This is a genomic window from Solwaraspora sp. WMMB762 (assembly GCF_049179115.1).
Classification (GTDB): Bacteria; Actinomycetota; Actinomycetes; order Mycobacteriales; family Micromonosporaceae; genus Micromonospora_E.
On record NZ_JBMHMD010000001.1, the window covers coordinates 4,108,165 to 4,133,777 of the forward strand.

Annotated in this window: 15 protein-coding genes; 12 read left to right on the forward strand and 3 right to left on the reverse strand. The window is 68.5% G+C overall.

The window, feature by feature from the left end; genetic code table 11:
- The first annotated feature begins 47 nt into the window (after nucleotides 1-47).
- From ACN27J_RS18365 to ACN27J_RS18415, 11 genes are all read left to right on the forward strand, one after another.
- Entirely contained in the window at nucleotides 48-929 is an 882-nt protein-coding gene (locus ACN27J_RS18365; protein WP_421367754.1) for a hypothetical protein, read from the forward strand.
- The gene (locus tag ACN27J_RS18370; RefSeq protein ID WP_421367757.1) at nucleotides 926-3,241 is read left to right on the forward strand and encodes a non-ribosomal peptide synthetase; all 2,316 of its coding nucleotides are present in this window, start codon (nucleotides 926-928) and stop codon (nucleotides 3,239-3,241) included. The genes ACN27J_RS18365 and ACN27J_RS18370 overlap by 4 nt, the downstream gene beginning before the upstream one ends.
- Nucleotides 3,201-4,598 (forward strand): FAD-binding oxidoreductase, encoded by a 1,398-nt coding sequence (locus tag ACN27J_RS18375; RefSeq protein ID WP_421367759.1) that lies wholly within the window; start codon nucleotides 3,201-3,203, stop codon nucleotides 4,596-4,598. The genes ACN27J_RS18370 and ACN27J_RS18375 overlap by 41 nt, the downstream gene beginning before the upstream one ends.
- Nucleotides 4,595-5,485, forward strand: coding sequence for an LLM class flavin-dependent oxidoreductase (locus tag ACN27J_RS18380; RefSeq protein ID WP_421367761.1), 891 nt, complete (start codon nucleotides 4,595-4,597; stop codon nucleotides 5,483-5,485). Before ACN27J_RS18375 ends, ACN27J_RS18380 begins: the two co-directional genes overlap by 4 nt.
- A 36-nt stretch (nucleotides 5,486-5,521) precedes the next feature.
- Entirely contained in the window at nucleotides 5,522-6,244 is a 723-nt protein-coding gene (locus ACN27J_RS18385; protein WP_421367763.1) for a DinB family protein, read from the forward strand.
- An 81-nt stretch (nucleotides 6,245-6,325) separates the two neighbouring features.
- Entirely contained in the window at nucleotides 6,326-6,799 is a 474-nt protein-coding gene (locus tag ACN27J_RS18390; protein WP_421367766.1) for a VOC family protein, read from the forward strand.
- Entirely contained in the window at nucleotides 6,796-8,601 is a 1,806-nt protein-coding gene (locus ACN27J_RS18395) for a gamma-glutamyltransferase family protein (RefSeq protein ID WP_421367767.1), read from the forward strand. The genes ACN27J_RS18390 and ACN27J_RS18395 overlap by 4 nt, the downstream gene beginning before the upstream one ends.
- A gap of 679 nt (nucleotides 8,602-9,280) precedes the next feature.
- Entirely contained in the window at nucleotides 9,281-11,344 is a 2,064-nt protein-coding gene (locus ACN27J_RS18400; protein ID WP_421367770.1) for a non-ribosomal peptide synthetase, read from the forward strand.
- Nucleotides 11,345-11,437: 93 nt separating this feature from the next.
- Nucleotides 11,438-12,283, forward strand: a complete 846-nt coding sequence (locus ACN27J_RS18405) for an aspartyl/asparaginyl beta-hydroxylase domain-containing protein (protein WP_421367773.1) — start codon at nucleotides 11,438-11,440, stop codon at nucleotides 12,281-12,283.
- Nucleotides 12,284-12,412: 129 nt separating this feature from the next.
- Nucleotides 12,413-13,237, forward strand: a complete 825-nt coding sequence (locus ACN27J_RS18410; protein ID WP_421367776.1) for a hypothetical protein — start codon at nucleotides 12,413-12,415, stop codon at nucleotides 13,235-13,237.
- A complete protein-coding gene (locus ACN27J_RS18415) occupies nucleotides 13,234-13,620 on the forward strand; it encodes a YybH family protein (RefSeq protein WP_421367779.1) in 387 nt (128 codons plus the stop codon). The genes ACN27J_RS18410 and ACN27J_RS18415 overlap by 4 nt, the downstream gene beginning before the upstream one ends.
- 65 nt (nucleotides 13,621-13,685) lie before the next feature.
- Here ACN27J_RS18415 and ACN27J_RS18420 read toward each other — a convergent pair whose 3' ends face one another.
- Both ACN27J_RS18420 and ACN27J_RS18425 read right to left on the reverse strand, forming a co-directional pair.
- Complete coding sequence (locus tag ACN27J_RS18420; protein ID WP_421367782.1) at nucleotides 13,686-14,051, reverse strand: VOC family protein; 366 nt, start codon at nucleotides 14,049-14,051, stop codon at nucleotides 13,686-13,688.
- Nucleotides 14,048-16,690 (reverse strand): penicillin acylase family protein, encoded by a 2,643-nt coding sequence (locus ACN27J_RS18425; RefSeq protein ID WP_421367784.1) that lies wholly within the window; start codon nucleotides 16,688-16,690, stop codon nucleotides 14,048-14,050. Before ACN27J_RS18425 ends, ACN27J_RS18420 begins: the two co-directional genes overlap by 4 nt.
- A gap of 375 nt (nucleotides 16,691-17,065) precedes the next feature.
- On the opposite strand from ACN27J_RS18425, the gene ACN27J_RS18430 reads away from it, so the two are divergent.
- The gene (locus ACN27J_RS18430) at nucleotides 17,066-17,782 is read left to right on the forward strand and encodes a helix-turn-helix transcriptional regulator (protein WP_421367787.1); all 717 of its coding nucleotides are present in this window, start codon (nucleotides 17,066-17,068) and stop codon (nucleotides 17,780-17,782) included.
- A 1,158-nt stretch (nucleotides 17,783-18,940) separates the two neighbouring features.
- Here the strand turns inward: ACN27J_RS18430 and ACN27J_RS18435 are convergent.
- The gene (locus ACN27J_RS18435) at nucleotides 18,941-25,501 is read right to left on the reverse strand and encodes an amino acid adenylation domain-containing protein (protein WP_421367789.1); all 6,561 of its coding nucleotides are present in this window, start codon (nucleotides 25,499-25,501) and stop codon (nucleotides 18,941-18,943) included.
- Nucleotides 25,502-25,613 lie beyond the last annotated feature (112 nt).

Below are 25,613 nucleotides of genomic sequence, written 5' to 3' on the forward strand. Positions count from 1 at the left end.
TGGCTATGGACCAAGACGACATCGGCATCGGCTCGTTCGCGTACGTCGTGGGCGAGCTGGAGTGCAAACCCGCAGACATCCCGGGCTTCGACTCCCTCTGGCAGTCCGTCTCCCCCAAGACCGACTTCGCTGCGATGGGGTGCGGAACCTACCGGAGGATGCCGGGCCCGGTGTTGCCATACGTCGTTGACGCCGTCCACCGCACCCTGCGCGACGCCGGGGTGTCGCCCTCGGCGGTGAGCCACATCGTGTTCGCGACCAGCGATCCGACCCTAGCCCGGCTGCCGCACGACTTCGCGATCCGGGTCATCGACGCCGTCGGGTTGATCGGCTGTGTGCCGCACCTATTGTCTTTCCAACGTTGTTGCAGTTCGCAAACCGCGCTGCGACACGGCCGGCAACTGTTCGCCGACCCGGGTGTGCACAACGTTCTCGTGGTCGCCCTGGACTTCACCCCGGACGACCGCGATCGGGTACGCGACTACGCGCTGTTCAGTGACGGCGCGGCGAGCTGCGTGTTGACGCGAGGCGCACCGGGGCTCGTCCGGCTCGTCTCGTCCTCGATCCACGTGGACAAGGACGGGCTGCGCGGCCACGACTCGATCCTCAGTCGCAAGGAGGTCGCGGACAAGGCGCTAACCGCTGTCCTTGCCGCAAGCGGACGGCGCTTAGAACAGATCACGAAGGTGTTCACCGCCAACCTGTACCAGCCGCTGATGCTGTTCAACGCCGCTGCGGCGGGTCTGCCGCCGGACCGGCTGCACTACGCCGAGACGCTTGCCGCCTACGGGCACTGCGGTAACACCGACTGGATGATCAATCTGGCCGACTACCACGAGAAGTCCGGCATCGTGGCCGGGCAAACCTACCTCGCCCAAGCGCCGGCCCAGGGCTTTCACGCCTGTACCCTGCTCGAGGGTTCCGCATGAGCGAGTCCACCGCCCAGCTCCCGACCGGCCTGATCAGCGCTCTGCGTTCGCTGGCCGCGGCTGCTGGCGCCGACGACATCACCGCGTTGTCGATTGGCGCTGGGGTGCTGGCTGCCCGCCTGCCACGCGCGGGCACGAACGTGCAGGTCCGGGTGGTGCACGGCTGCCGCGAGGCCGTCGTCCCGGCGGCCGTCGCCTTGCACGACAGTTTCCGTACGGCGCTGCGACAGGCCGGCCCGGACACGGGCGCCGACAACGATCCGCCGGTGACCATCAGAATCTCGGACGACGACCGACACCTGTACGTCAAGAGCTCGACGGATTCGGCCGACATCCCGACCGCACGGGCCTGGGCACACGCGTTCTCGGCGTTGCTGACCGGCTTCGCCGGCGCGCCGGACGTCCCGATGCGCACCCACTGCCTGGTCGACGACGACGAACGTGACCTGATCCTGCGCCGGCTCAACCCGTACCGTGTGCCGAAAAGCCCCTACCGCACGATGGCGGAACCCTTCGAGGAGCAGGCGGAACGCAGCCCAGACACGGTAGCGCTGCTCGACGAGCACGGCGCCACCGTCAGCTACCGGGAGCTGAACGAGCGGTCGAACCGGCTGGCGCACCACCTGCGCGAGCGGGGCGCCGCGCCGGGCATCCGCATCGCCGTCTGCCTGGAACGTGGGATCGACCAGATCGTCGCGATCTACGCCGCTACGAAGACCGGCGCCACCTATGTGCCGATCGACGCCGACCTGCCCGGCGAACGTGTCGCGTGGATGCTCGACGATGCGGCAGCCGACCATCTGCTCACCGACCACGCCTGCCGCGACCGGGTTCCGGACGGCGCCTGGGAGATCCACGAACTCGGTGCCAGCGACCCGCCGTGGGCCGGCCGTCCTACGACGAACCTCATGGTTGACGGCGGACCCGAGGCGATCGTCCACATCCTCTACACCTCGGGGACGACCGGTCGCCCCAAGGGCGTCGCCACCACCACCGCCGCAGCTCTCGCCAACATCTTCTGGATGCAGGGCCAGTACCCATTCGACGAACACGGCACGGCGCTGTACAAGGCGTCGCCGGGATTCGACATCTCGATCTGGGAGATCTTCTGGCCGCTGTATCAGGGTGCTCGCACAGTGATCTGCCGGCCGGGCGCCGAGCGCGATCCCCGACACCTCGCCCGGCTGACCGAGACGTACTGCGCGTCGCAGATCTTCCTCGTTCCGACGATGCTGACCGCGTTCCTGGAAGAGGTGTCGTCGGCGAGGGCCGGTGCGCTCCGGTGGATGCTGTGCGGTGGTGAGCCGATGAACCCGCGGATCCGGGAGACGTTCTACGCCCGCCTGCCGTCGAGTGTCCTGATCAACGCCTTCGGCCCCACCGAGGCCGGCCCGGTCACTGACAACACCGTCGCCCGGGCTGCGGACGGCCCGGTTGTCCCGGTCGGCCGGCCGGCGGACAACTTCCGAGTGACCGTGCTGGACGCGAGCCTGGGGATCGTGCCGATCGGCGCGCCCGGGGAGGCGTACATCAGCGGTCAGGTCGGCCTCGCCCAGGGTTACTGGCGGGCGCCGGCCCGTACCGCCGAACGGTTCGTCGCCGACCCTTACGGCCCGCCAGGATCGCGTATGTACCGCACCGGTGACCTCTGCCGTTACCGCCCCGACGGCGCGCTGGAACACCTCGGCCGGATCGACCGGCAGGTCAAGATCCGCGGGATGCGGATCGAGCCCTGCGAGATCGAGACGGTCCTGGCCGCGCATCCCGCGGTCGGTGACTGCGCGGTCGTCGTACACGGCGAGCCCGTTCGCCTGCTCGCCTTCGTCGTGCCGGCCGGCCGAACGCAGACCTCCGAGATGGATCTCACGGCGATCGGTGAGTACGCGGCGACGCTGCTGCCCACCCACATGCGACCCGAACGGCTCGTTCCGGTCGAGCGCCTTCCGGCGACGGTGAACGGCAAGATCGACCAGGCGCGGCTGGTCGCCGTCTGGCAGGAGCTGACCGAACGCGAACGCCGTGTCGTGCCGGCCGCCGACGCGTACGAGAAGGCCCTAATCGACATCTATCGTCGGATCCTGAACACGTCACCGATCAGCGTGCTGGACACCTTCGGCGAACTCGGCGGACACTCGATGCTCGTGTTCCGGCTGCTCGACGAGTGCCGGGCCGCCCTGCACGCCGTTCCCGACCCGACCATGGTCCTCACCGCGACACTACGAGATGTGGCGTCATCGATCCACCCGCCCACGACGGTACCGGAGGCCGGTCTTGAACGACTCGACGATCAGCGGTACGGACAAGCTGGCTGACTCGTTGCGCGGTGACCTAATCACCCCAGCGGACCTGAGCTACGACCAGGCCCGGACGGTGTGGAACGGTGACATCGACCGCTACCCCGCATTGATCGCCCGCTGCGCCGGCCCGGACGACGTCGCGACCGCGGTCGCCTTCGCTGCGGAGCGGGAACTGCCCATCGCAGTGCGCGGCGGCGGGCACAGCGTGGCCGGTCACGGGCTCTGTGACGACGGCATCGTGCTCGACCTGTCCAGAATGCGCATGGTCCGGGTGGATCCGCAGCGCCGGCTGGCCCACGTACAGGGCGGGGCGCTGTGGCAGGACGTCGACCGCGCCACCCAGGCCCACGGCCTCGCGGTGACCGGCGGGATCGTCAGCGAGACCGGCGTCGGCGGGCTGACGCTCGGCGGTGGGATCGGGCATCTGATGCGTCGGTGCGGTCTCACCGCGGACAACCTGGTCGAGGCCGAGGTGGTGACTGCGGACGGGAGCATCGTCTCGGTCGACGCCACGAAGCATCCGGAATTCCTGTGGGGGTTGCGCGGTGGCGGCGGCAACTTCGGGGCCGTGGTGCGGTTCGGTTTCCGGCTACACGAGGTGGGTCCGACCGTCCTGGCCGGAATGATCGTCTATCCGCTGGCCGACGCCCCCGCCGTCCTGCCACGTTACCGGGAGCTGATCGCGGACGCCCCGGAGGCCTTCGGCACGATCCTCAACCTGCGGCTCGCCCCAGCGGTAGCCGCCATTCCCGCGAAGCTGCACGGCACCCCAGTGGTGGCGATCAACGTATGCTGGTCCGGCAGCCTCGATGCGGGCGAGACGTACGTCCGTGGCCTGCGAGCCCTGGGCCGGCCTGTGCTCGACACCGTCGCGCCAAAGCCCTACGTCGACTTCCAGCAGGCGGTCGACCAGACCTCGCCGCCCGGAAAGCACTACTACTGGCGGTCGGTGGACCTCGGCCCCCTCACCGACCCGGTCATCGACGTCATCGTCGAGCACGCCTCGCAGATCACCTCTCCGTTGGCCGCCGTGCCGATCTATCACCTCGGTGGAGCCGTCAGCCGGCTGCCCGAAGGCGGGAGCGCGTTCGGCTCGCGCCACGCCGGACACAACATCAACATCTTCGGCGCCTGGGAGCCGGAAGGAGACGACCGGGAGCGACATGTGGCGTGGGTCCGCAACTTCAGCGCAGCCATGGCACCGCATTCGGTAGGGCGGTACGTGAACTTTCTGAACGACGAAGGATCGGACGGGGTCCGCACCGCGTACGGCGATCGGTGGCAGCGTCTGGTCGCGCTGAAACGGCGCGTTGATCCGAACAACCTTTTCCGCTACAACTTCAACATCGAGCCGGGCAAGGAGGACGCGTGAGATTCGGCATCATGATCGTCCCCGAAGACCGGTGGCAGACCGCCCGCCACAAGTGGCGCCGGGCCGAGCAGATGGGGTTCGACCACGCCTGGACCTACGACCATCTGAACTGGCGCGCCTTCCGCGCCAAAGAGTGGTTCACCGCCGTCCCAACGCTGACCGCAGCCGCGATGGAGACCCAACGGATCGAGATCGGGGTCCTGGTCGCCTCACCGAACCTGCGACACCCGGTGCACCTCGTCAAGGACATCACCGCCATCGACGACATCTCCAACGGGCGGCTCGTCCTCGGGCTCGGCGCCGGCGCCGAGGGCTTCGACTCGCAGATGACCCGCCGGAGGCAGTGGACCAAGCGCGAACGCACTGCCCGGTTCGAGGAATACGTCCAGCTCACCGATCTGCTTCTCACCCAGCCGGTCACCTCGTTCGACGGCGAGTACTACCTGGCCGACGAGGTCCACTCCCAGCCGCTGTGTCGACGGCAGCCACGTGTCCCGTTCGCCGTCGCCGCGTCCGGGCCGCGGGGCATGCGGCTCGCAGCCCGGTACGGCTCCTTCTGGGTGACCACCGGCGAGCCCAACCGTTTTGCGGCTGCACCCTACGACGAAGCCCTGCCGGTGCTTCGCCGCCAGGTGGAGGCGTTCGAGCAGGCGTGCGCCGAGGTCGGACGCGACCCGGCCGGCGTGTCCCGCCTGCTGGTCACCGGTCCTACCGTGAGTGGGGTCCTTGCTTCCAAGGAGGCGTTCTTCGACGCGGCTGGACGCTTCGCCGAGGTGGGCATCACCGACGTCGTTGTGCAGTGGCCCCGCCCGGACGAGCCGTTCCCGGGTCGTGAGGAGGTACTCGACGAGATCGCTGCTGAGCTGGACCGGCCGGCCTTGACATAATCCGGCTGATCCGCTCGCTCGACGAGGAGCACAGGTATGGCAGCCATCGAGTTCGATGAAATCGACCTGGCCGGTGCCCGGTTCGTCGGCACCGATCTCTCCAGCGCCGTACTGCGCGGGGTCGAGGTGTCCGGAATGGAGATCGAGTCGCCGTGGCTCTTCGAGGGCGGCTCGCTGAGCGTCAACGGTGTCGACGTGGTGCCGCTGGTCGAGGCCGAGCTCAACCGACGCTTCCCCGGCCGGGCTGACCGTCGCGCCACCGACCCGGACGGTTTGCGGGCGGCCTGGGCCTCGCTCGAGCGGGTCTGGGCCGGCACGCTCGACCGGGTCGCGGCCATGCCGCCCGGCACGGCGGAGGTATCGGTGGACGGCGAGTGGTCATTCGCGCAGACGCTGCGTCACCTGGTGCTCGCCACCGACGTATGGCTGCGCAAGACGGTGCTGGAGCTGGATCAGCCGTTCCACCCCCTCGGGCTGCCGCACCGGGGCGCCGACAAGGGCTGCTTGGACATGTCGGTGTTCGCCACGGCCACCCCGACGTACGCCGAGGTGCTAGAGGTCCGGGCCGGTCGCGTCGCGATGGTGCGCGACTTCCTCGCCGCCGTCGTCCCCGGCACGCTCGGCGAACCCCACACCGATCCGTGGCGTCCCGCGCACGAACAGACCACCCTCGCCTGCCTGCACACGATCCTCGAGGAGGAGTGGGAGCACCACCGCTACGCCGTACGTGACCTCGACGCGATCCTGGCTGTCCCCTAAAGCGGGGAAGCCTCCGGACGGCGTAATCGGGTGACCATGAACTGAGAATCCTCGCCGCATCCGCGTCCGGAGTGATCAGTCATGACAGTGTCACCATCGGCCCTCGCACCGCGTTTTCATCACGTCGGGGTGCAGACGAACGACCTCGACAACAGCGTCCGCTGGTATTCCGAGTTCCTCGGCTGCGAGCAGGTGTGGGTCCTCGACCGGTTCTCCGAACTGACCCGCAGCCGGCTGCCGGGCATCCGCACGTTGACCGAGATGGTGGTCGGCGAGGTGCGCATCCACCTGTTCGAGCGGCCTGGGCAGGCGGCCGACCCAGGGCAGAGCGCGGTGCAGTTCCAGCACTTCTGCTTCCGCGTACACGACCCGGACGAGTTGGTCACCACCCGGCAACGCTGGATCGACCTGTACAAGTCCGGCCGGTTCTGGTTTGCGCTCGACGAGCAGCCGACCGACATCGTGGTCGACGATGACGGCATCCAGAGCTTCTACGCGTACGAGGTCAATGGGCTCGAACTCGAGTTCACCTACCTACCGGGCGATCAGTCGTGACGGTGCTACGACCCGCGTTGAGCGGCCCCTCGGCGGGCGTGGCGTCGACGCACTGGCTCGCGGCCGGCGTCGGAACGGCGATCCTCGATCAGGGCGGCAACGCGTTCGACGCGGCGGTCGCCGCGGGCTTCGCCCTGCAGGTGGTGGAGCCGCACTCGAACGGTCCGGGCGGCGATGTCACGATTGCCGTCTATTCCCGGTCCACCGGCACGGTCCGGATCATCTGCGGCCAGGGCCCCATGCCCCAGGCTGCGACCATCGCTGCGTTCGCCGGGCTCGGCCTCGATCACATCCCGGCCTCCGGGGTGCTGCCGGCCTCCGTACCGGGAGCGTTCGGGGCCTGGCTTCGGCTGCTTGCCGAGTTCGGCACCATGCCCCTGGCGTCCGTCCTCGAACCGGCGATCGGCTATGCTTCACGCGGCTATCCCTTGTTGCCCAGCGCCGCCCAAACGATCGCCGCCATGGCCCCGCTGTTCCGGCAGGAGTGGCCCGACTCGGCGCGCGTCTATCTGCCCGGCGGGGAGCCGCCAGCGGCCGGGTCCAGGATGCACAACGGCGAGTTGGCCGCCACCCTGGAGTGGATCGTCCACGAGGCACAGGCCGCCTCGGGCGAGCGGGAGACGCAGATCGCTGCCGCGCACTCCGCGTTCTATCAGGGTTTCGTCGCTGAGGCGATCGACGGCTACCTGCGTACCACCAAAGTTTTCGACTCGACCGGCCGGCGGCACCACGGCCTGCTGTCCGCCGACGACCTCGCGGCCTGGCAGCCGACGGTGGAGGAGCCGTACGAGCTGAGTTATCACGGGCTTTCGGTCTTCAAGCCCGGACCGTGGACGCAGGGCCCGGCCTTCCTGCAACAGCTCGCTCTCCTCGAGGGGCATGACCTGCGGGGCATGGGCTTGAACAGCGCCGACTACGTGCACACCCGGGTGGAGGCGGCGAAGCTCGCGTTCGCCGACCGTGAGGCCTGGTATGGCGACCCACGGCACGTCCAGGTGCCGATGGACGCGCTGCTGGCGCCGGACTACACGGCGCTGCGCGGTTCGCTGATCGCCTCGGACTCAGCGCTGAATCCCCAACCGGGCCGACCGGACGGCCGCGAGTCCTGGATCCCCTGGGCCGAACCGGCGCCGACCCCGGCCGACGAACCCGCGTGGATGACGAACCTTCGCAGCGGCCTGCCCACCGTCAGCTCGGTCGCGAAACGAGCCGGCGCCGGCAACACGTGCACCATCGCGGTGGTGGACGGCGTTGGCAACATGGTGGTCGCCGTCCCCAGCGGCGGCTGGCTCAAGAGTTCGCCAGTCATCCCCGGCCTGGGTTTCGCACTCGGCACCCGCGGCCAGACAGCGTTGCTGACCGAAGGACACCCGAACTCGCTCGCGCCGGGCAAGCGTCCCCGCACGACGCTGAGCCCGACCATAGTGCTGCGCGACGGCTGGCCGTTCCTGGCCTTCGGCACTCCCGGCGGCGACCAGCAGGATCAGTGGACGCTACAGACGTTTCTGGCCACCACCCAGTTCGGCCTCGACCTGCAGGCGGCGACCGAGACCCCCACCTTTCACATCGACCATTTCCCCCAGTCCTTCGCACCCCGCGCGTCCCGGCCGGGCACCGTGGTGGTGGAGCGGTCGTTCGACCCCGAGGTCATCACCACGTTGGGACAGCGAGGCCATGTCCTGGACGTGGTACCCGAGTCCACCTTAGGCAAGGTCTGCGCCGTCGGCGTCGACCCCACCACCGGCTTCCGACTCGCCGCCGCCGGTGCCCGCGGCCGCCAAGCGTACGCCATGGTCCGCTGACACCCATTCGATGGAACGGCCCGGATTTCATAGACACTGCTGATCAGTCCTGATGGCGTCGTGGGCTACCGGGTCCGGCAGCATTGTCGGCGGCGAAGCCGGGTCCCGTCACCGATCGCAGGCCGGCCAGGTGGGATACGCCGCCACCACGGCAGACGTCCGCCGCTACCGCCGTCGACCTTCTGATCGGTCTCGACCGGTCCAGAGCGGGCGTCGATCACGTTGTGGCCGGCCATACCGCACAGAACGTTGACCAGGCTGTTGCACTCGAACCAGGCCTCGGGTCCAGGGGGTCGTCGCAACACCTGAGTCGATCAAGGGAGTTGCGATGTCTAGGTCACTGCCCCGGTTCCGGCGGGTCGCGTTCTGGGACGCGGTCCGGGCGGCCAGACACGCCGCCTCGGCGCCGATTCGAGTGTCGAGGACGGCCGACTCCCAATAGAGAACGAACAACACACCGCCCGACCGACGACCACCAGCGTCGAGTACGCCGTCTGGCCGCACGGGTGCTGAACAGGGGTTCCACTCCCGGTGGCGTTCACGGGGCCGACCTGCACGGGCAGCCCAGGCATCACGGCTCAGATGCCGCAACGGGCGACCCTGTTTCCGGTGACAAGACGGCCGGAGCCGGCCCACATACGGTGTGATCCTGGCGAGATCTTCTCGGAGGGAGCGCGGCGTGAGCAGGCTGCCGTCCAACGCGGACTGTATCGGGCCGATCGCCCTGCAGGACGGACTGCTCGACGCCGTGCACAGCCTCGCTGCGGCGGCCGGAGTGGAAGACTTCACCCCGTTGTCGATCTGCGCCGACGTGCTGGCCCGACGGTTGCCGCGCCCGGGCACGAACTGCCGAGTCCTGATCAGCCGGGGGACGAGCGAGGCGGGCTGCCCCGCACCTGGCGCCCCCGATCTCAGCACCAGCTTCCGTGACGCGCTGCGGCACGCCGCCATCCCACGGGGCACCGGAAAAGTCGACGGCTCGGCCGCCGTGATAATCCTGGTCTCGCGGGGCGGAAGGCAGCTGTATGTCGAGACTACGACCGAGTCACCGGATGTCCCTTCGGCACAGGCCTGGGCGGGCGCTTTCATCGAGCTGCTCGCCGGTATGGCGAGCGATCCCGACGCGCCGATGCGGAGCCTGCCGCTGGTTGGGGCCAGGGAGTGCGAGCGGATTCTGCACGGCCTCAATCCGTACCGCAAGCCGGACATCCAGTTCCGCACGATGGCGGAACCGTTCGAGGAGCAGGCAGAACGTACGCCGGACGCGGTGGCGCTGCAAGATGAGGACGGGACCACGGTCAGCTATCGGGGGTTGAACCAACGGGCGAACCGGCTGGCCCACCACCTGAGCGGGCTCGGCGCCGTGCCCGGGACGAGGATCGGAATCTGCCTGCGGCGCGGCATCGACCAGATCGTGGCTGTCTACGCCGCTGTCAAGACCGGCGCCACGTACGTTCCGATCGACGCTGACCTGCCGGAACGGCGCATCGCGCTGATCCTGGCGGACACGACGCCGCAGCACGTGCTGACCGACTCCCACTGGCGCAGCCGCCTTCCGGACGGCGGCTGGGCGATTCACAGCGCCTCGGCCGCAGGTACCGGCTCGGGGTGCCCGGTGACGAACCCGGTGCTCGACAGCGCACCCGGGCCGTTGCACATCCTCTATACCTCCGGTACCACCGGCCGTCCCAAGGGCGTCGTCTCGCGCGCCGGCGGCGCTCTGGCCAACATTCTCTGGATGCAACGGCGATACCCGTTCCGATACGGCGACACGGCGCTCTACAAGACCTCCCCCGGCATCGACATCTCGATCTGGGAGATCTTCTGGCCGCTCTACTGGGGCGCTCGTCTGATGATCTGCCGGCCCGGTAGCGAACGGGACCCGCGGCACCTGGCACGGCTGGTCCGAGAGCACCACGTCTCGATGGTCTTCATGGCACCCACGATGATGCCGGCGTTCCTGGCGCATTCCGCACCGGGCGGTCCGAGGTGGGTAGTGTGCGGCGGTGAACCGATGAACCCGCAGATTCCAGCGACGTTCGCGGCGGCGATGCCCGGCAGCTCGCTGGTCAACGCGTTCGGCCCGACGGAGGCCGGTCCGGTCACCGACGACGTCGTCGATCCTGGCTCGGTCGGCGGGTTCGTCCCGGTCGGCCGGCCCGCGGAGAACTTCCGGGTGACGGTGTTGGACGCCGGCCTCGGACTGGTGCCGATTGGCGCGCCTGGGGAGGCGTACGTCAGCGGTGATGTCGGTCTTGCCGACGGTTACTGGGGGCAGCCGGGCCAGACCGCGGAGCGCTTCGTTGCGGACCCGTACGGTGCGCCGGGCTCGCGGATGTATCGCACCGGTGACCTCTGCCGCTACCGCGAGGACGGCTCGCTGGAGCACCTCGGCCGGATCGATCGGCAGGTGAAGGTTCGTGGGCTGCGGGTGGAACCCGGGGAAATCGAGTCGGTGCTGGCAACGCACCCGGCGGTTGGGGACTGCGCGGTGCTGGCCCACGGGCAGCCGCTGCGCCTGCTCGCCTTCGTCGCGCCGGCCGGCCGCGGCTCGGCCGCCGATCTGGACCCCGCTGCGATCCTCGAACACGCGGCGGGGCTGCTGCCCCGGCAGATGCGGCCCGAGGAAGTCATTCCGGTGGAATACCTGCCGGCGACGGTGAACGGAAAGGTCGACCACGACGAGTTGATCAAGCTCTGGCTGCTGGAGGAGAAATCCGGATGTCGTCACCGGATTCCGTGACTGCGCCCGGAACCGGCACCAACTAGCGTCGCAGAAGGACTCCGATGCTCCACCGACAGGAAAGGGTCTACTGGTCTGATGCGAACCCACTACGTGGCCGACACGTCGCTTGACGATGAGCGTCTGGCGAAGGATCTGCAGCAGGCAGCCTCGTTCCCGTGGTCCGATGCGTACAGCGATTTCGTGTTCGGCGGCGCTTGGAAGAGCTGCATGCTCTGGGCCCGGGGTGGGGACGCCGGCGACGGGGTAGTCACCAATTACGACCACGGACGGCCCGCGACCTTTACGCAGCTCGGCGAGCAGGTGCCCTATCTGCGCGAACTGATCACGAGCGTCGCCGACCTGGACCGGCTGAACTTCGTCCGGCTGGCCAAGGTGCAGAACAGTGTCATCATCCCGCACCGGGACCTGCTCGAACTGAACGAGATCGCCGACGACACCCGCAACGCCCACCGGATGCACATCCCGTTGGTCACCAACGAGAACTGCTTCTTCAACGAAGGTGACACCGTATACCGGATGCGCAAGGGCGAGGTGTGGTTCCTCGACGCCTCGGAGATCCACTCGGTGGCGGTGCTCTCTGCCGATGAGCGGATCCACCTGATGTTCGACTTCGTAGACATACCATCAGACAAACCGTTGACCACTGTTGGGAGTGCCGGCGCGGACGCAGGAATCCCCCAGGATCGTATGGTGAAGCGACCGCCGCTTACCGGAGCCGACCACGCCGCGCTGATGGCGCTCGCCGGTCTACTGACGATGGAAACGGTCGACGAAGTCTTCAGCATCGTCATCAAGAAGCACTTCCGGTACGACGGCGGTGACAACTTTGTCTGGAGCACCATGACCGACCTTGCCCGCGCGTCCGCCGACCCGGCGATCCTGCCGTACATCGAGGCGCTGCGGCGCCACTACACCTTGGAGCGGTCCGCCGGTTAGTACGGACTCACAACCTGAGAGGGATCCATGAAGCAGGGTGTCAGTGGTGCACTGTCCGATCTGCCGGCCTGCGGGCGATGGGACTTCGGTGGATTCGCCTACGGCCTCGAGCCGCTTCTGCTGCCAACGGTGGGCGCCCCCGACGCCGGGGCGGCGGACGTGGTGCCGGCCGGAGCGTACGCCGAGACTTGCCGGTATCTGCGCACAATCGGTGAGACTGGCCTGCCGGAGCTCAACGTCGAGCCGCAGGATCTGTTCTGGTTCCGGTGGATCACCGGGCACCAGGTGTGCTTCATCGCGTGGCGGCTGATCGCGCAGCTTCTCGACGACCTGAACGAGGGCCGTCGCCCTGCCGGCGAGGTAGTCGCGCCGATCAGCCGCTACGTCGATGGCTATTCGGCGATGCTGCTCTACACCGGCTCGTGCCCGCCCGACCTCTACAACGTGCTGATCCGGCCCAGCATGCGGCGCCGACACCGGGCGTTCAGCGGCAGCTGGGCGCCGGACTACTGGCCGATCCGCGACCTCTTCCGGTGCCGCAGCCTGCCCCCGATGGCGCAGGCGGACGCCGACGAGCTCACCGCAGCCATCACGCTGCTGCACCAGGTGCACGACGGTGTCGCCGCGCGTCTGGTGGCCAACGGCAGATCCCTGCTGCGGGAGGCTCAGGTCCGCAAACCGGGCCACCGGCTGGCCGGGATGATCTATGACTCCTATTTCACGACGTTGCGTGCCCCGGTGCCCAGGCACGACGTGGTGGCTCAGCTGCTGCGACGGCTGGTCGCTATCGCCCAGGACGTCGCGGCGAACAGCCTGTATCCGATGGATAGTGACGGAGACCGGCCGCCCGAGCTGCGTACACCCGAGGTGATCAAGTTCGAGGGCGACTTGGCCGACACGCTGCTGAGTGTCGCCGAGAACGCGTGCGAACTCTCGCCCAGATCCTCCGCATGAGCGCCCCCGACCAGCGGGCGATCGAGGAGGTGCACGCTCTGGAACGCCGCCGCCGGCACGCACTCGTGGCCGTCGACCTCGACGCGCTCGACGCGATGTTCGACGAGTCGCTCGTGCACACCCACGCGCACGGCGTCACGCACAGCAAGGCGGAACTGTTGGAGCACACCGCGAAGCGCCGCCCCTATCTCGACATCACCCGGGGCGAGCTGCTCATCCGGCTCATCGGCGACGTCGCGGTGGTGACCGGGCCACTGACCAACCTGTTGCGTTCGCCCGACGGCAGTGAACGCACTCTCGCCGGCGTCGCCACCCAGGTGTTGCGTCGCGACGAGAGCGGTGGTTGGCGATTCGTCAGCTTCCAGATGACCCCGTACGCCTGAGCACACACGGTGGTGGCGGTCCCTGCGGGGACCGCCACCACCGTGTGTCTGCTTCATACGGAAGCTCAGGGCCAGGCAAGGCAGAACGGGTGGCCGGCCGGGTCCGCGTAGACCCGGAACCCGGTGCGCGCGGCGGGGTCGTCGACCGCTTTCACCAGCCGTCCGCCTAGTTCGAGTACCTTCTCATGGGCGGCTTCGAGGTCTTCGATGTAGAAGTCGAGATGGACCTGTTGTGACCAGCCATTGTCCGGCCATGTCGGCGACACGTGCTCGGGCGCCAGCTGGACGGCAATATGCCAGTCCCCGTCCACCCAAACGTTGTGCCAGGTGTCCTTGGCTTCGACCGAGCCGCTCAGCAGTTCCGCCCAGAACGTGCTTTCCGCCTGAATGTCCGCAGCCTCGAAGACGATCGTCCGGCGTTTCAGTTTCACTGGTCACCCTCTCGTTTCATGGTGCTGGTGTGCTCTGCCGCCGACTCGATGTTTGGGCGGTCCCAGAGCATCGGCGTGTCCTGCCCGGTGCGCCAGAGGTCCACCTGGTCGGTGTAGTTGCGGTGAAAGGCGTGCCCGGAGGTACCGGTGAGCTGGACCCAGCGCGAGCCGTTCAGGTCGGACAGGTCGACGATCATCCGCATCGACGGCACGTAGGTGACCTCGTACCCCTGGGTCGTCACCCAGCTGGTCGCGTTGACGATGCCGCCACCGCCGCCGACCGGCACCGGGCCGCGGTTGAAGAGCATCTCGACCGGCGCGATCCCGGACTGCCCGAGCGAGCCGTTCTCTAGCGCGAGGGTGTGCAGGTCGCCCCAGCGCCACGCTGTGGGGTCGTCGCCGAGTCGGTCGCTCAGCTCCCGCTCGGCGTCGCTCATGGCGAGCGACAGCATGTCGTTCATCGTCTCGGTGACAGGGGTGCGCTTGTCGTCCCACCACGGCGACCGAGGTTCGGCCAGGAGCGGGCGGAGGGTCTCCCAACCGTCGTCGCCGGCGCCGGGAAGCCGGCCGGCGGGCAGCTCGTCGAACGTACGCCTCACCAGGTGAAGCAGAGTCGCGTTGTAGAACGCCGCCGCCGCGGCGGACGCGGCCGGCGTCTCGGCTGGCTGCTGGAAATCCCACCCACGCAGCAGATCGCGGGCCTGTGCCACGTTCTCGTCGCCGTCGGCGAGCGGTGCGGCGAGCAGCGCGGGCACCACGGTGGCAGCGAAGCCGTTGTAGTTGTCCATCTGCATCGCGCGCATGTCGTCGATGGTCAGTTTCCCGCGCGACGCCCGGTCGATGATCATGTCTGCGATGCGTTGGCTGCGATAGCCGTACGACCAGTCGTTCGTGATGAGGTACGGGTAATGCGGGCCGGCCACCGCCTGGTTCGCGGTGATGATCACGCCGTCGTCGGGGTTGTACTCGTTGGGCAGCGCCTCGAAGGGGATGAAGCCGGTCCAGTCGTACGCCGGATCCCAGCCGGGCGCGGGCCAGCGGCCGTCGCCCTTGCCACGGATGGGGATCCGGCCCGGGGCCTGGTATCCGATGTTGCCATCGACGTCGGCATAGATCATGTTCTGGGCGGGGACGTCGAACAGCGCGGCCGCAGCCCGGAACTCAGTCCAGTTCGACGCCCGGTTGAGGTCGAACATCGCGTCGATCGTGCGGCCGGGGTCGAGTGCGGTCCAGCGTAACGCCACGGCGTACGGCTGGGCGCTGGCGTGCGCGGGCACCCCGGGGGCACCCACGTCGAGACTCGGTATGTGCGTCGGTGAGACCTGCGCGTACGGCGAACCGGAGGGGTCGAGCGGTGGCCGGGCGGCGATGGTGAAGATGTCGGACATCCGGTCGGACAGCAGCGGGCCGTGCTTGGTGGACCGTACCTTGACGGTGATCGGATCCCCGCCGGCTACCTCGATGGTCTCGTCTCGGATTGTCAGCGGCAGCCAGGTCGTACCGTCGAAGTACCGGTCGCCGACGATCTTCTCAACATAGAGGTCAGCGACGTCGGCACCGAGGTTGGTCAACCCCCACGAAATCCGCCCGTTGTGTCCGATCAGCAGACCCGGCATGCCGGCGAGGGAGAAGCCTGCGGCGTTGTAGTCGCAGGTGCAGTGCAGCCCGTTCTGGTACCAGACGCCTGGCAGGGACGGCCCGAGGTGCGGGTCATTGGCAAGCAGCGGCTTGCCGGAGGCGGTCAGGTCGCCGCTGACCACCCAGGAGTTCGACCCGACGCCGGTGCCGCTGACGCCGAGCCGGGCTGGCAGTGCGGCGATCCGGCCACGGAGCGCCTCGAGCGCCGGTGCCGCGTCGCCGCGCCAAGCCTGGTCCGCTGCCCCGCCCTCGCCTCCCAACGAGCCACCTGCAGCGGCTGTTTTTGCATCGAACGCACCATTGACAATCGAACCGCCACTAACGATCGGAGCGTTCCGCTCGAAGGGATATGCAGGGAATAGTTGCTCGATCTGCGCACGGGTCAACCCTTGCCCGAGCAGGACAGAGCGATCCATTTCCGAATAGATGTTGCCGATCAGATCCCAGGCCATTGTTTTCAGCAAGGAAATGGAGTCGACGGGACTCCATGGTTCGACGGTGTAGCCGGGGTTCTGCAGTCCGAGCACAGCGTACTCCAGACTTTTGGTTCCAGAAGCCTCAGAACCGCCATTGTCCGACATCCAAGCGTTCACACCTGCCGCATATGCCTCAAGATTGGCGCGAGCGTCTGGCGTTAGCAGTTCCCATTCCTGCTCGGCCACCGCACGCCAGCCCATCGTCCGCAGGAAGGCGTCAGTGGGGATCTCCGACGGGCCGAACAGTTCGGCGAGGCGCCCGGAGGCGAGGTGACGACGGAAATCCATCTCCCAGAAGCGGTCCTGGGCGTGCACGTATCCCTGCGCCACAAAAAGGTCCAATTGGTTCGATGCGTACAAATGTGGGATTCCGTGATCATCCCGGTAGGCCGTAACCCCCGAGCTTAGACCCGGCATAATGATCACAGAGCTGTAATCGGGAAAGCTGCGACGAACGGCCCAGGCAAATGAGAGCAAAACGACCAATATCGCGGCCAGGAGGGCGGCGAGGAACCACTTCAGCACCCGCCACCGGCGACGCCGGCGGCGCGCCCCGTCGGCCCGCTCCAGAGGATCCGCATCTGCCTCGACGACCTGGCCCTCTGGGGGGTCGTCTCGTCTCAAGTCCTGATCTGGCATGAGTCCATACCTGCCTTGTGCCGGGCTCCACGCGGGTCGGCCCATTGTGTTGCGGTCGGCGGAATCCGGACACGTCCCCGAATTCGGGGGCCGCGCTGTGGAGCGCACACCCCCTGCCGGTCGGCAGCTATCCGCCCTTGCAGTCGCCACCAGTCCCCGGAAGCAGGGACCGGCGAGCGCAGTGCACCCGCTGCTAGCTTGGGGCTACATCCAGTGACATCCTTCGACCTAATCCCGGCCTACGCCGGCCGGGATAGACGTATGCACTTTTCCGTCCGCGCGGGGGAACGCAGGCCGAGCGTCGATCGCGCGGCACAACCAGCACCGGGGGCTCAAGTGATCAGGACCGACATCCTCGTCAGTTCACCCATCTTCCTGATCGGACTGGTCCAAACGCTGACCGACGCAGGAATCGTCATCGTCTCGTCACGAACCGCACCCCAGGAGGAGCCGTCCTGGCTAGCTGACATCATCCTGGTCGACATTGATGCGCTGTCCCCTCCGGACGACCTCGGCCACATCACCGATGCCGCAAGGAGCACGGCCGTGCTGGTCCTGGACAACGAGGCCGCCTCCAACGGTGCCGCGTACCTGCGCGCCGGCGCCTCGGGCGTGGTCAGCAAACGGGAGCCAGGCGACCGCATCGTCGACGCGGTACGAGCCGTCACCTCTGGCTGCCTCTACTGCCCCGGCGAACCGCAGACCCCGGCGTCCGCGGAACACCCCGATCTCCCGGGCTACCACCTGTCGGAACGGGAGAAGCAGGTTCTACGGCAGATCTCCCGCGGGCTCACCCACGGACAGATCGCTACGCGACTCGGGATCAGCCCGCATACGGTCGACACGTACGTCAAGCGCATCCGCGCCAAGCTCGGTGTCGGCAACAAGGCCGAGTTGACCCGCGCTGCCCTGCTCGGCCAGTTGACCAAAGCGGGCCCGGACAACGAGTACGGTCCCCTCGCGCAGAAATCGGCATGACCACACGACGGCCCCCGCCCCGAACTTGATCTTTAACCTTGGCCGAGTTGCCAATACTTGATCCCTTGTAGATTCAGTCCACATCCGGGACGGTGACGCACGGTGGCAGAGCAGCACAGCCACAGCGGTTTGGAATCATGGTCGCCGCGCAGGGGAACGACCTGCAGCCGGATCAGGGTGCCATAGAGGTAGGGGCACCAGCGTGGTCGATCCAGCAGGTGCGACGGGTCACCCTGGAGCCGCCGGTCTCCAGCTGCACACCTACGCGGTGCCGTAACGGCTGGTAGTGGTGCGATGCCACCGGCGCAATCCGGCGACGCGGCTGCTCGACGCACCTGCCCGTCCCGGCTCCTGGCGGCCGCCCGCCGACACTGGCGAACACCCCGGCATTCCGCAGCGTCCCTGGTGTAGGTCCTGCAACTACTGGATCACCCTGCCGGTCATGCTCGGCTGGGTCTCGGTCCGCCGGCCCCTGGTCGAGCCGGCCGACGTCCTGCTGAGCCCGAACGATCACCGCGTGTGCCGGCGATCGGGCTAGGGCCCTCCGCCCGCATTCACCGTCCGAACTCGCTCAGGTTCGCTGAACGGGAAGCGAGACGGAGCTGAACGAACTGCTGCACACGTCGCTACTCGACGCGCAGCGAGGGGATCATCGACAGACTCCGTCGAGAGTACGGATCGGCACCCATATGCTGCTCGGCTCGGTCCCTTCGGATATCGGCACCGCATCCTCCACGCCACGCACAGCCTGCCTGGCACTCCCACCGAGCACATCGCCCTGACGGCCGAGACGCTGGGCGTGGCCGACCTCATCGAGCTGGCGGCCGGCCCGGGCGGGCGGCGCTTCGCCGTAAGACCTGCTTCCTCGAGTTCACGCTCCCGCAGCTGAAGGCTGGCTCCAGCGCTGCCTCAAAGCAGCTCAGGACGTCAAGGTCTGTCCGGCCAGACCGCCGGCCGCGACCGAGTGTCGCGAGGGTGCCAGGCCGGAAACCCGTGAACCCTGCCGCTGCAACTGCGGTCGGCGGGATGGCTGGGAAGGTCTTGGCCCCGGATCCGTTCGAAACGTAGCGGCGTCGTCGGCCAAGACCCGGTGGTGCTCGGTGCGTGGCCAGCACCGAAACCCGACATCACGCCTGAAACTGCGGCTTCCTAACGAACTCAAGCACCTGCCGAGGCCCTGACCAGCAACTCACCGACAGGGCGTCCCGGCTCCACGACCATTGCCCGCAGCACATTCTCGTACTGCTCCAGGATTCCCGCGACCGTGGACGCGTCGAAGAGGTCCGCGTTGTACTCCAGCAAAACCGTGATGGTCTCGTCCACCCCAGACACCGTTGCGCCGTCCTGAAAACGCTGCTCGGCGTGTGGAATGATCACGGCGTTGAGGTCGAACTTCGCCGAGCCGTTGTGCGCGTCCAAGACCTCCAGCGTCACTCCTGGCAGCCGCAGCTCGGGCATCGGCGTGTCGAGGAAGCTGAACATCACCTGGAACAGCGGCATGTGGCTGACGCTCCGTACCGGACGCAGCTGCTCCACCAGTTTGTCGAACGGCATGTCCTGATGGGCGTACGCGTCGAGGCAGGTCTCCCGGACCCGGCGCAGCAGTTCGGCAAACGACGGCTCGCCGGACAGATCCGTCCGCAGAAGCACAGTATTAATGATCATACCGATCAAGTTCTCTAGTTCGGGCCGCTGCCGGTTGGCGGTGCCCGCGCCCAGGACGATGTCGTCCTGCCCGCAGAGCCCGTGCATCACGGCGACGAACCCGGCGAACATGCTCATGAACAGCGTGACGTCCTGCTGCCGGCCAAGTTCCCGAAGCCCACGGGCCAGCTCTCCGTCGATCTCCAGCGTCTCCTGCCCACCACGGGAGGTCATCTTGCGGGGACGGGGCCGGTCGGTCGGCAGGTCGAGGACCGGGGGCGCCCCCGCCATCCGATCGCGCCAGAACGCAAGCAGCGACTCCAGCCGCTCCCCCTGCATCTGCTGACGCTGCCAGACGGCGAAGTCGGCGTACTGCACCGGCAGGTGGGGCAGGTTCGGCTCGCGGCCGACACTACGAGCCTCGTACAGCTCCAGGAAGTCACGCAGGAAGACGCCCTGCGTCCAGCCGTCGTGGATCAAGTGGTGCTCGACCACGACCAGCACGTACTCGTCGTCGGCGAGCCGAACCAGGGTGACCCGCAGCAGCGGGCCGGTGACCAGATCGAACGGCTCCTGCCCTGCGGCGCGCACGAAGTCGTCGAGCCAGGCGTCGCGATCGTCGGCCGGCAGGTCGCGCCGGTCGGCCAGTGCGACCGGGATGCCCTTCGGCTCCAGGATCACCTGCACGGGTTCACCGTCGATGTCGGGGAACACGGTCCGCAGGATCTCGTGCCGCACCTCGAGCTCGGCGAGCGCCGCAGTGACCGTCTCCAGATCCACCTGCCCGCGCAGCCGCAGCGCCCGGGGCACGTTGTAGTTCGAGCTGCCCGGCTGCAACTGGTGCAGGAACCAGATCCGCTCCTGGACAAACGACAGCGGCAAAGGCTCGTCCCGCGGCGCCCGCGGCACCGGCGCGGCACGGAACACCGGACTCTCCGCCACCCGGGCCGCGAAGGCGGCCAGCGTCGGCGCTTCGAAGATCGCGCGCAGCGGCAGGTCGACGCCGAGCTGTTGATTGACGTGCGCGAGCATCCGGGTAGCGAGCAGCGAATGCCCGCCGAGGACAAAGAAGTCGTCGTGCAGGCGCACTCGTGGCACGTCCAGAATCGCGCACCAGATCGCTGCGAGGTCCCGCTCCTCAGGCGTGCGGGGCGGCTCCCCCGGCGCAGCGGCGTCGTCCGACGCCTCGTCTAGGCCGACCGGCGGCAGTCCGGCGTAGTCGATCTTGCCGTTCGGTGTCCGGGGCAGCGCAGCGATCGGTACGCACCGCGCCGGCACCATGTATTCGGGAAGCACGGCCCGCAGCGCCGAACGCAGCTGCGCGACCGGGACGGACGTCGGCGTGACGTAGGCCAGCAACTGACCCGGCCGGCGGTGCCGCACCACCGCCGCATCGGTCACCTCGGGCAGCCGCCGCAGCGCCGACTCTATCTCTCCCAGCTCCACCCGGTACCCATTGAGCTTGATCTGCCGGTCGGCGCGGGCGACGAACGTGATCGAGCCATCCGGCAGACAGCGAGCCAGGTCGCCGGTGCGGTAGAGCCGGGCGCCAGGCAGTCCGAACGGGTCCGCCACGAAGTGCGCAGCGGTCAGCGCTGTCCGGCCCCAATAGCCGTACGCCAGTCCGGCGCCGCCGAGGTACAGCTCACCGACCACGCCCACCGGCACCGGCCGGCATTCGTCATCGAGCACGTAGGCTCGGGTGTTGGCGACCGGCCGCCCGATCGGCGCGCCGAGACTCGGATCGGCGCCGGTCAGCTCGCAGGTGGTCGCGACGATTGTCGTCTCGGTGGGCCCGTACGTGTTGATCAGCCGGACCCGGCCGCCGACACGTTCGTGCCAGACCGCGACCCGCTCCGGCAACGCCCGCTCCCCGCCAATGATCACCAGCCGCAGGGTGCCGGGCAGCTCGGCATCCCCTTGCCCGAGGGCGACGACGAGGTCGTGCCAGTACGCCGTCGGCAGGTCCAGCACGGTCACGTCGGCGGCGGCACAGGCATCGAGGAACGTCGCCGGGTCGGCCAGCATCCGGTCGTCCCGCAGCACCACGCAGGCGCCACGCAGCAGGGCCGGGAAGATCTCCTCCGCGCTCGTGTCGAACGCCATCGAGGCGAACTGCAGAATCCGGTCCTGCGGCCCGAGGTCGTACTGCTCCGCGGCGTGCAGCGTGAAGTTGACCAGAGAGCCGTGCGACACCTCCGCGCCTTTGGGCTCGCCGGTCGATCCGGAGGTATAGATGAGGTACGCGACGTCCCCCGCGGTAACCACCGGGTCGTCCCCGGTCGACGTTGCGTCGTCGTCGACGAGGATCACCGGCACATCGGTGCCGGACAGCTTCGCCGCCAGGTCCCGGTGACTCAGCACCGCCGTCACGTCCGCGTCGGCAAACGTGGCCGCGATGCGACCGGGTGGGCTCATCGGGTCGACCGGCACGTAGGCGGCACCAGCCCGGAGTACGCCGAGCAGCGCGGCGACCAGGTCCAGGCTCCGGTCCAGCACGATCCCCACCCGTCCGCCCGGCCCGGCTCCGGCCCTCCGCAGCAGGGAGGCGAATCCACCGGCTCGCTCATCGAGCTCCCGATAGGTCAGCGACGCGGTCCCCGCCTGCACAGCGACGGCGTCCGGGGATCGGCGGGCCTGCCTGGCGAACAACGTCGGCACGCATTCTCCGGTGCCCAGCTCGCGCGCGGTGGCATTCCATTCCTGTACCGCCTGGTCGCGCTCATCGTCGCCTGCCCGAGGCAGCCCGCCGAGCCGTGCGGCGGGATTGGTGGCCGCCTGGTCCAGCAGCGCGGTGTATTGCCGCACGAAGCGCTCCCCGGCCGCCACGTCGAGGATGTCGTCGCGGAAGCGCAGCGAGCCATGCACCGTGTCACCGAGATCGGCGAACGCCATCTCGAGGTCGAACGCGCTGTGCCGCTGGCCTACCGGGAGGGACTCGGCCCGCAGGCTGCCCAGTTCTCGGACGATGCCGGCGTGGCCGAGCAGCGCCGCAGGAAACGCTGCGGTATCGCCGGGCGACGGCCGGTTGAAGACGAACATCGCCTGGAAAAGCCCGTGCCGGGGGACCGTCAGTTGCTCGGCAAGCAACGCGCTGGGCAAGTCCTGGTGTTCAATGGCGCCGACGACCTGGGTCCGTGCCTGTCGCAACAGGTGCCGAAAAGGGTCGGCGCCGGTGGCCCGGCTGCGAATCAGCACCGGGTTCATCAGGTACCCGACGACGCCCGCGGCGTCGGGCCGCGACCGGGCGGCGAGCGGGGTACCCACCACCACGTCGTCCTGTCCGGTCAGCCGGTGCAGCAGGGCCTGGTAGCCGGCGAGCAGTAGTACGTTCACGGTGACACCCTCGTCGACCGCGCACCGCCGGAGCCGGGCAAGCAGGTCGCCGTCGAGGCAGAACCGGTGCACGCCCGCCGTCTGCGAGGCTCCCGACGGATTCCGGGCGGGCAGTTCCAGCCGTGGCACGCCGGCACCGTACTGCCGTTTCCAGTACTCGAGCAGGTCCTCGCCAGCCGGAGACGGTGCAAGGACAGCCGGGGCGGGTGGCAGTGCCTGCCCGGTGTAGAGGGCTGCGAGTTCCCGGGCGAGGATTGTGGTGGACCAGAAGTCGGTGGCGATGTGGTGCGCGGTCACCAGGACAGCGTGTTCGTCGGCGGCGAGACGGTACAAATACAGCCGGACGAGAGGGCCGGAGGCCAGATCGAACGGCAGGGCGGCGTCCGCCGCCAGCCGGGCCGGCAACTGTTCGGGGTCCACCTCGGACCGCACGAACTCGCCACCGGGCCCAGGCCGCCGTACCGGTTCGCCGTCGTGGGCCACGAAATTCGTCCGCAGCCCTGGGTGTCGTTGGACGAGACCATCGAACGCCGCAGCGAGGGCTACCTCGTCGAGTGGCCCGGTTAGCCGGACGGCGGCCGCCGTCGTGTGGGCGGTACTGTCCGGCTCCATCTGATGCAGGAACCACAGCGCCCGCTCCCCCGGCGACAGGACGGTCGACGGTGCCTCGGCCAGCGCAGACCCGACCACCGGCCGGGCACGAGCCGCATCGAGCTGTCCCGCCAGGCGACCGGCGAGGTCTGCCAGACCGGCCCCGGCGAGTACCTCGGCCAGCGGCAACACGACGCCGAGCTCCTGTTCGACCCGCTGCCCCAACTGCTGCGCGGCCAGCGAATCGAGCCCGGCTGCCAGCAGCGGCGACTCCGGCGCGAGGTCCGGCGCGGGAATCCCACAGGCCTCAGCCGCCCATCGACGCAGCGTCTCCACCATCAGCGTTTGACGGTCGCGGCCCTCGGCGGCAAGCAGTTGCGCGCGAGTCGGTGCGGGCCCGTCCGGGGTGGTCTCGCCGCGGCCGGTCTCGTTCCGGCCGAGTTCGGGCAGATCACCGGCGAGCAGCCGCGTGCGGCAGGCTGCCCGCTGCACCTTGCCGCTCGATGTCTTGGGCAGCGAACCGGGCGGGATGAGCACCACCAAAGCGACCTGGACGCCATGCTGCTCGGCGATCCCTCGCCGGATCGCGCCTGCGACTGCGGCGATGTCGAGGGTGTCGGCGACGCCGTGGGTGACCTCGTGCACGATCGCCACCCGGTCCTCGCCATCGTGCTCCACAGTGAACGCGGCCGCGCAGCCGGGCCGCAACGCCGGGTGCGTCCGCTCGGCCGTCACCTCCAGGTCCTGTGGATAGTGGTTACGCCCCCTGATGATGATCAGGTCCTTGAGCCGGCCGGTGACGACCAGTTCGCCGTCGCGGACAAAGCCGAGGTCGCCGGTGCGCAGCCAGTTCTCCTCGCCCTCGCCAGCAATCCGGGCGTGGAATACCTCGCTGGTGTCCCCCGGCCGCTCCCAGTAGCCCGCTGCGACGCTCGGACCCCGCAGCCAGACCTCCCCGACCTGATCCGGCGCGCGGCGTTCCCGGCTTTCCGGGTCCACCACCGCGACCTGCTGGTCGGCGGCGACCGGGCCGCAGCTGACCGGTCCCCCAGCAGGCCCGGGCACGACCTCACCACGCCTGAGCGCCGCTGGGTCGACATCGCCAGCGGTCGAGGCGAGCGAACCTCCGCTGACGATGAGTGTTGCTTCCGCGAGCCCGTAGCAGGGCAGGAACGCCTCGGCCCGGAACCCGGCAGGGGCGAACGCGGCGGAAAAGCGCTCCATGGTGGATCTACGAACCGGCTCGGCGCCGTTGAACGCTACCTGCCACGTGCTCAGGCTGAGCTGCGCCTGCTGCTCTGGGGTCGTCCGGCGCACGCACAGGTCGTAGGCGAAGTTCGGGCCGCCGGTCATTGTGATACCGAATTTGGTCACCGCCTCGAGCCAGCTCTGCGGTCGGCGAAGGAAGTCGAGTGGGGACATCAACCAGATCGGCAGGCCTGCGAACAGTGGCTGGAGTACACACCCGATCAGACCCATGTCATGGTAAGGCGGTAGCCAGCTCAAGCCTCGGGTCTGTGGTGTGGTGTGGAAGAAGTCCTGGATCAGCCGCGAGTTGTGCAGCAAATTCCCGTGGGTCAGCATCACGCCTTTGGGCGCGCCGGTGGATCCCGACGTGTACTGCAGCATCGCCGTGCTCCCGCGGTCCGCCGTCGGCCGGGTCCACTCATCGGCCGCCGCGTCGGGCACGTCCTCGGTCGTCAACCAGGGCAACCCTATGTCTGGCAACCCTTCGGCGAGTCCCCGCAGCGGCTCGGTGGTCAGCGCCGCTGCGGGACCGGCGTCGGCGACAATCGAAAGCAGACGCGGCAGGGTACGTTCGAAGCGCATCGGGTCGGGCGGAAACGCGGGCACCGCGATCACCCCGGCGAATAGGCAGCCGAAGAACGCAGAGACGAAGTCTGCCCCGGGCGGATAGAGCAGCAGCGCCCGGTCGCCCGCCACCACACCGGCCTCCCGCAGCCTCACCGCGATGGCCCGGGCGGTGCGGTCGAGTTCGCCGTAGGTCCTGGTGGCCGCGACATCGAGATCACCGTCGAGGAAGACGTAGCCCATCCGGTCGGGCTCGTGCGCCGCCCGCCAGCGCAGCAGCCACGCCAGGGTGGTCACCTCGACAGCGCTGCCCACATCTGGAAAGTCGAACCTCACCACAGTCTCCCCCTGCTCCAGATCGCCCTCGGCTTCGCCTCGAAATTACCGTCTGAGCAGGACGTTCTTGGTGTCACATGAAGCAGGGATGGTTGCGCCCACAACGGCACAG